Raw genomic sequence first — 6,620 nt, forward strand, 5'->3', positions numbered from 1 at the left:
CGAAGGCGCAGGAAGGCCGGCGGCGCCATCTCGCCGTCATCGCCTCTTCCGAGGCGACGACATGGATCAATGCTGCACCGCACACATGACGCTAGAAAGGCCGACGCGGCTCAGCCGCCATGCTTCTCGAGGAAAGCCTCCACCGGCAGCGTGCGGAAGTCCGGCAGCGCCTGCCGCAGCCGCTCGTGGTCCCAGTCCCACCAGGCGAGCGCTTCCAGCCGTTCGGCAACCGCTTCCGAAAATCGACGCTTGATCACCCGCGCCGGATTGCCGCCCACCACCGTGTAGGGCGCCACGTCCTTGGTGACGATGGCGCCCGCCGCCACCACCGCGCCGGTGCCGACCGACTTGCCCGCCAGCACGACGCCGCCATGGCCGATCCACACGTCGTGGCCGATCGTCACGGCATGGGAGCGCCGCCAGTCGAAGAAGCCCGCCTCATCCGGCTCGCCGTCGAAATAGCGGGAGGCGCGGTAGAGGAAATGACTCTGGCTCGCCCGCTCCATCGGATGGTTGCCGGGATTGATCCGCACAGGGGAGGCGATGGAGCAGAACTTGCCGATGGTCGACATGTCGATCTGCCCGTCCTGCACGATGTACGAATAGTCCCCCATCACCGTCTCGGAGATCACGGTGCGGGCGCCGACCTCCGTAAAGGCGCCGAGCCGGCTGTCCCGCACGGTGGCGCTGGGGTGGATCGAGGGCTCGAGGCCGAGCTTGCTCATGGCGGCGACATCCTTGGGTCATGTCCGTGCGAAAGGCTGCACGTCCCCGCCACGGATGACGTGATGATGACGGCTGCATGACGGCGATCGTGTATTCCCCAGAATTCGGCCGGCGCCGTCCCGCACGTCACCTGTCACACGACTGTAATTCGGCTGGCCTAGAGCGCTGGAAGGCGGAGGCTCGGTCCTTTGCCGACTCGCTGTTCACCGAGGGCTGGCGGATGCTGACGATCGACGGACTGTCGCGACGCTTCGGAGCGAAGACCGCCGTGGACGACGTGTCGCTGGAGGTCTCCCGCGGCGCCTTCGTCGGCATCATCGGCCGCTCCGGCGCCGGCAAGTCCACCCTGCTGCGCATGGTCAACCGCCTGCAGGAACCCTCCTCGGGGCGCATCCTCTTCGAGGGACGCGACGTCACCGCCCTGTCGGGCGCTGCGCTGCGCGACTGGCGCCAGTCCTGCGCCATGATCTTCCAGCAGTTCAACCTGGTCGGCCGCCTCGACGTGCTGACCAACGTGCTCATGGGCCGGCTGAACCACGTCGGCCAGGCCCGTTCCCTCCTCAAGCTCTGGAGCCCGGAGGACAAGGCCGTCGCGCTCTCCGCCCTCGAGCAGTTCTACATCGCCTCGCTCGCCGCCCAGCGCGCCGAGAGCCTGTCCGGCGGCCAGCAGCAGCGCGTCGCGATCGCCCGTGCCCTTGTGCAGGAGCCGCGGATCATCCTCGCCGACGAGCCCATCGCCTCCCTCGACCCGCGCAATACCCGCATCGTCATGGACGCGCTGCAGCGGATCAACCGCCACTACGGAATCACCATCGTCTGCAATCTGCACTCCCTCGACCTCGCCCGGTCCTATTGCGACCGGCTGGTCGGCATGGCCCAGGGCCGCGTCGTCTTCGACGGCACCCCCTCAGCCCTCACCGATGACGTCGCCCGCGACCTCTACGGCATCGAATCCGGCGACGTTCTCGACGGCCACACGCCCGTCCCCGCGCCTGCCCTGCCGGCAGCGGCGGCCTTCGCCTGACGCATTCCCTCATCCACCCCGGGTCCCGGAGACCATCCCATGTTTGACCGCCGCCAGATCGTCGCCGGCCTCGCCGGCCTGCCCCTCGCCTCCGTCGCCGCCTCCGCCCAGGGCACTTGGCAGAGTCGCTATCCCGAGCTCGTCTTCGCCGTCGTCCCGGCCGAGAATGCTTCGGGCCTCACCGAGCGCATGGCGCCCTTCAACGCCTACCTGTCGAAGGAGCTCGGCGTGAAGGTGACGCTGCGCATCGCCAACGACTACGCCGCGGTGATCGAGGGCCAGCGCGCCGGCCAGATTCATCTCGGATATTACGGCCCCTCCTCCTATGTCCGCGCCCACACCGTCACCAATGGCGGCGTCGAGCCCTTCGTCACGACGATCAATTCCGACGGCTCCATCGGCTACTACTCGGTGCTCTACGTGAAGGCGAACAGCACCGCCGCCTCCATCCAGGACCTGAAGGGCAAGAACCTCTGCCTCGTCGACCCCAACTCGACCTCGGGCAACAACGTGCCGCGCTTCGCCATGAGCCGCATGGGCATTGCCAACCCCGACCAGCATTTCGCCCGCGTCGTCTATGCGGGCAGCCACGAGAACGCCATCACGGCGGTCGCTCAGGGCACCTGCGACGCCGCTTTCAACTGGTGGAACTCCGAGCAGGACTCCAACTTCTCGCGCATGGTCAACAAGGGCATGGTGCGCAACGAGGACTTCAAGATCATCTTCAAGTCCGACCTGATCGCCGGCTCGCCCTATGCCTGGCTCACCTCGCTGCCGGCCGATGCCAAGGCCGCCATCATGAAGGCCTTCCTCGAGGCGCCGCAGAAGGACAAGGCGGCCTTCGACCGTCTCTCCGACGGCAAGGATCGCGGCTTCCAGAAGGTGACGCATCAGGACTACATCCCCGTCGTCGAGCTGCAGAAGTTCGTCGACCAGATGCGCCGCGCCCGCTCCTGACGGCATGAACCGGGGCTCCCGCCGCGCGGGGGCCCCTCCTCGTTCGAAGACCTCCCAGGACATCCGCCATGCTCTCGCGCCGGCTCGCCCTGGCCCTTGCCGCCAGCCTGTCCCTCGCCGTGCCCGCCGTGGCGCAGGGCGAGGACTGGCGCCGCACCCATCCCGAACTCGTCTTCTCGATCATCCCGTCCGAGAATTCCTCGGGCGTCCTCGACCGCTACTCCCCCTTCATGGCCTATCTGTCGAAGGCCCTCGGCGTGAAGGTGACCCTCAGGGTTGCCAGCGATTACGCTGCGGTGATCGAGAGCCTGCGCGCCGGCCAGGTGCACTTCGCTCATATGGGCCCGGCCGCCTATGCACGGGCCGCCATCGTCACCCAGAACGGCGTCGAGCCGCTCGTGACCATGGCCAACTCCCAGGGGGCGATCGGCTACTATTCCGTGCTCTACGTGCGCGCCGCCGATCCGGCCCAGGGCCTCGCGGACCTCAGGGGCCGCAACCTCTGCCTCGTCGATCCCAATTCTGCCTCGGGCAACAACGTGCCGCGCTTTGCCCTGAACAAGCTCGGCATCGACCCCGAGGCCCATTTCGGCAAGATCGTCTATTCCGGCAGCCACGAGAACGCGGTGATCGGCCTCGCCCAGGGCACCTGTGACGCCGCCTTCAACTGGTGGAACACCGAACGGGAATCGAACCTCCTGCGCATGGCCGCCAAGAACATGGCGCGCGCCGAGGACTACCGCATCATCTTCAAGTCCGACCTCATCCCCGGCTCGCCCATCACCATGATGCGCACGGCGCCCGAGGCTTTGAGGGACGCGGTACGCCGCGCCTTCATCGAGGCCGCTGCGGCCGATCGCGAGGCCTTCCTGCGCATCAGCGACGGCGCTGCAACCAGCTACGTTCCCGTCAGGAGCGAGGACTACCAGGTGATGATCGATCTCTCGCGCTTCATCGACCAGATGCGTCGCCGGCGGAGCTGAACCCTTCCCATGTCCAGCGCCGTTCCCCGCCTGCCCGATCACCAGCTCGCCGCCCACGGCACCGCCTATGCCGAGGCGGTCTCCGCCAAGCGGCGCCAGCTCTATCTTGGCCTCGCGCTGTTCGCGCTCGCCTATGTCGTGGCCGGCATCGTGGCGGAGGTCCGCCCTACCACCTTCTTCACAAACCTCTGGCGCTTCACCGACTATCTCGGCCGCATCTTCACCCTGGAGCAGGGCGCCGCCGCCGGCCGCTTCGTCCTCTTCGACGTGGTCGAATGGATGTGGGGCTTCGACAAGTGGGTGAAGCTCCTCTGGGAGACGCTGCTCATCGCCTATGTCGGCACGCTCACCGGCGCCGTCGGCGGCTTCGTCTTCGCCTTCCTCTCCGCCCGCAATCTCACGCCCAATTCCACCATCGGCTTCCTGGCCAAGCGCTGGCTGGAGTTCTGCCGCACGGTTCCCGAGATCGTCTTCGCTCTGATCTTCGTCGTCGCCTTCGGCCTTGGTCCCGTGCCGGGGGTGCTGGCGATTGCCATCCACACCTTCGGCGCGCTCGGCAAGCAGTTCGCCGAGGTGGCGGAGAACATCGACATGAAGCCGGTGGACGGACTGACGGCCACCGGCGCCACCTGGGCGGAGTGCATGCGCTTCGCGGTCGTGCCGCAGGTCCTCTCCAACTTCGCCAGCTACGCGCTGCTGCGCTTCGAGGTGAACGTGCGCGGCGCGGCCGTCATGGGCTTCGTCGGCGCCGGCGGCATCGGCCAGGACCTCGTCGAGGCCATCCGCAAGTTCTACTATTCCGACGTCTCCGCCATCCTGGTCCTGATCATCGCCACCGTCATGATCATCGACCTCTCCACCGAGCGGCTGCGTCATCACCTCATCGGCATGGACAACCGCTCATGACCATGCCGGCCACCGACCATCCGCTGCGCCTCGCCGCCCGCGCAGACCGCGACGGCCTGATGCGGCGCCATCCCGAGATCTTCCACCCCTCGCCGATGCGGCGGATCCGCACCGGCCTGATCCTCGCCCTGCTCGCGGGCCTCTTCGGCTATGGGCTCGTCGTGCTCGACTTCGATGCGGCGAAGCTCGCCACCGGCGTCGGCAAGCTCGGCCAGTTCCTCTGGTTCATGCTGCCGCCATCCACCGGCACCTGGGCGAAGTTCTTCGTCTATCTGCATGCCCTGGCCGAAACGGTGGCCATTGCCTTCCTCGGCACCTTTACCGCAGCCCTGGTGGCCTTGCCGGTGGGGTTCCTCGCTGCGAAGAACGTCGTGCCGAATGCGGTCGTCCATTTCCTCTCCCGCCGCATCGTCGACACGATCCGCGGCGTCGACGAACTGATCTGGGCGCTGATCTGGGTGAGCGTGGTCGGCCTCGGCCCCTTCGCCGGCGTTCTCGCCCTGCTCTGCGCCAATTTCGGCCTGTTTTCGAAGCTCTTCTCCGAGGCCATCGAGGCGGCTGACCGCAAGGCCTCCGAGGGCATCGCCTCGACCGGCGGCAGCAAGCTGCACGGCATCCGCTTCGGCATCCTGCCGCAGGTCCTGCCGATCTTCGGCAGCCAGGTGCTCTATTTCTTCGAGAGCAACACGCGTTCGGCGACCATCATCGGCATCGTCGGCGCCGGCGGCATCGGCCTTCATCTGGCCGAACAGATCCGCGTGCTGGAATACCAGCACGTCTCGGCGCTGATCCTGATGATCCTCGTCACCGTGGCGATCATCGACCAGGTCTCGACGCGGCTGCGCTTCGCCCTCATCGGCGAGCGCGCCGCGCCCTAGTCTCGAAACGGCGCATCGGGATGATGCCCCAGCCGCCTCAGCCGCCGACGGTCAGCCGCACCCGGTCGGCGCAGAAATGCGAGCGGGCCCACTGGATCGGCACGCCGTCGGGATCGACGTTGATGCTGTCGATGACGAGGACCGGCCGCCCCTCGGCGATCTCCAGCCGGGCCGAGTCGGTGGCATCGGCCACCGCCGCACCGATGCGGGTCGAGGCCCGGCGATAGTCGGGCACGCCGCAGGCCGTCAGCGCCGCGGTGATCGATCCGGTCGCGCCGTAGACCCCGGGCACGTCGGCGAAGCGCGGCAGCGGAAAGGCTGCCACCGCCCACGAGATCGGCACGCCATCGGCGAAATGGGCGCTCTCGACGAGGACGACGGGATCCTCCGGCGACAGGTCGAGCGCCTCGGCGATCTCAAGGCTGGCGCCGGCCTGCCTGTGGCCGAGCAGCCGTCCGGCGGGGTCGCGCGCCTGCCCCACGACGATCTCGGAGAAGCGCGTGCGCGTGCTGATCGGATAGGAGAGGGGCTTGGCTTCGACATAGGTGCCGGAGCCCTGGGTGACCCGAACGAGGCCCTTGTCGACCAGCGACTTCACCGCCTGGCGCACCGTGTGGCGGTTGACGCCGAATCGTTCGGTCAGCGCCGCCTCCGTCGGCAGGCGCGTGCCCGGCACGAGGCCGCCTCCGGCGATCTCGGCCTCGATCGCCTCGGCGATCTGCCGCCAGACCGTCACTCCCCTGCCCCTCGCCAGCATCGGCCCTCCCGTCATCCGCGTGTCACGGCCGGCGGCCGATATGCGGATCATCCCCGTCACCCGATCGGCCCCGGCGCATCACGCTGCTTGCCCCAGGGCCCGAACTGTCATAAAACCATAATCGTCTAGACGAATATACAAATCATGACAGATCGCCACGAACCCACCGATTCATTTCAAAGCGCCCGCAAGGCTACCATGGCGACCGTCGCCCGCGCGACCGTCGGCGAGCTCGCGGCCCTGGACGCCATGGCCGGCGACCGCGCCGAAGTGCTGCGCGCCCCGGAGATCGGCCTCGTCATGGTGCGTGGCCGCGTCGGCGGCGACGGGGCCCCCTTCAACCTCGGCGAAGCCACCGTGACGCGCGCCGCCGTCGCCCTGCCCGACGG

Annotated in this window: 8 protein-coding genes; 6 read left to right on the plus strand and 2 right to left on the minus strand. The window is 67.9% G+C overall.

Annotation, left to right across the window (positions count from 1 at the left end):
* Positions 1 to 110: 110 nt before the first annotated feature.
* A complete protein-coding gene (locus ACT6XY_RS07610) occupies positions 111 to 725 on the minus strand; it encodes a chloramphenicol acetyltransferase (RefSeq protein ID WP_444747732.1) in 615 nt (204 codons plus the stop codon).
* Positions 726 to 946: 221 nt separating this feature from the next.
* Here ACT6XY_RS07610 and phnC point away from each other — a divergent pair, with 221 nt between their 5' ends.
* From phnC to phnE (ACT6XY_RS07635), 5 genes are all read left to right on the plus strand, one after another.
* Positions 947 to 1,750 carry a phosphonate ABC transporter ATP-binding protein gene (gene phnC / locus ACT6XY_RS07615; RefSeq protein ID WP_444747740.1) on the plus strand — a complete coding sequence of 268 codons (804 nt, stop codon included), beginning with the start codon at positions 947 to 949 and terminating at the stop codon, positions 1,748 to 1,750.
* A 39-nt stretch (positions 1,751 to 1,789) separates the two neighbouring features.
* Positions 1,790 to 2,707, plus strand: coding sequence for a phosphonate ABC transporter substrate-binding protein (gene phnD / locus ACT6XY_RS07620; protein ID WP_444747733.1), 918 nt, complete (start codon positions 1,790 to 1,792; stop codon positions 2,705 to 2,707).
* Between the two features lie 68 nt (positions 2,708 to 2,775).
* Positions 2,776 to 3,690: a phosphonate ABC transporter substrate-binding protein gene (gene phnD / locus ACT6XY_RS07625; protein WP_444747734.1), complete on the plus strand. Its 915-nt coding sequence runs from the start codon at positions 2,776 to 2,778 to the stop codon at positions 3,688 to 3,690.
* 9 nt (positions 3,691 to 3,699) lie between these two features.
* Positions 3,700 to 4,596 (plus strand): phosphonate ABC transporter, permease protein PhnE, encoded by an 897-nt coding sequence (gene phnE, locus ACT6XY_RS07630; protein WP_444747735.1) that lies wholly within the window; start codon positions 3,700 to 3,702, stop codon positions 4,594 to 4,596.
* Entirely contained in the window at positions 4,593 to 5,474 is an 882-nt protein-coding gene (gene phnE, locus ACT6XY_RS07635) for a phosphonate ABC transporter, permease protein PhnE (protein WP_444747736.1), read from the plus strand. Before phnE (ACT6XY_RS07630) ends, phnE (ACT6XY_RS07635) begins: the two co-directional genes overlap by 4 nt.
* Positions 5,475 to 5,511: 37 nt before the next feature.
* Here phnE (ACT6XY_RS07635) and phnF read toward each other — a convergent pair whose 3' ends face one another.
* A complete protein-coding gene (gene phnF, locus ACT6XY_RS07640) occupies positions 5,512 to 6,282 on the minus strand; it encodes a phosphonate metabolism transcriptional regulator PhnF (RefSeq protein WP_444747737.1) in 771 nt (256 codons plus the stop codon).
* Positions 6,283 to 6,375: 93 nt separating this feature from the next.
* On the opposite strand from phnF, the gene ACT6XY_RS07645 reads away from it, so the two are divergent.
* Positions 6,376 to 6,620, plus strand: a 245-nt coding sequence (locus ACT6XY_RS07645; protein WP_444747738.1) for a phosphonate C-P lyase system protein PhnG, incomplete at its 3' end; no start/stop codon positions are given.

Source organism: Phreatobacter sp., assembly GCF_052440005.1.
Classification (GTDB): domain Bacteria; phylum Pseudomonadota; class Alphaproteobacteria; order Rhizobiales; family Phreatobacteraceae; genus Phreatobacter.

Bases quoted from the DNA above. Each gene is read 5' to 3' on its own strand.
- ACT6XY_RS07610 (WP_444747732.1), bottom strand. From the start codon at position 725: ATGAGCAAGCTCGGCCTCGAGCCCTCGATCCACCCCAGCGCCACCGTG.
- phnC (WP_444747740.1), top strand. From the start codon at position 947: ATGCTGACGATCGACGGACTGTCGCGACGCTTCGGAGCGAAGACCGCC.
- phnD (WP_444747733.1), top strand. From the start codon at position 1,790: ATGTTTGACCGCCGCCAGATCGTCGCCGGCCTCGCCGGCCTGCCCCTC.
- phnD (WP_444747734.1), top strand. From the start codon at position 2,776: ATGCTCTCGCGCCGGCTCGCCCTGGCCCTTGCCGCCAGCCTGTCCCTC.
- phnE (WP_444747735.1), top strand. From the start codon at position 3,700: ATGTCCAGCGCCGTTCCCCGCCTGCCCGATCACCAGCTCGCCGCCCAC.
- phnE (WP_444747736.1), top strand. From the start codon at position 4,593: ATGACCATGCCGGCCACCGACCATCCGCTGCGCCTCGCCGCCCGCGCA.
- phnF (WP_444747737.1), bottom strand. From the start codon at position 6,282: ATGATCCGCATATCGGCCGCCGGCCGTGACACGCGGATGACGGGAGGG.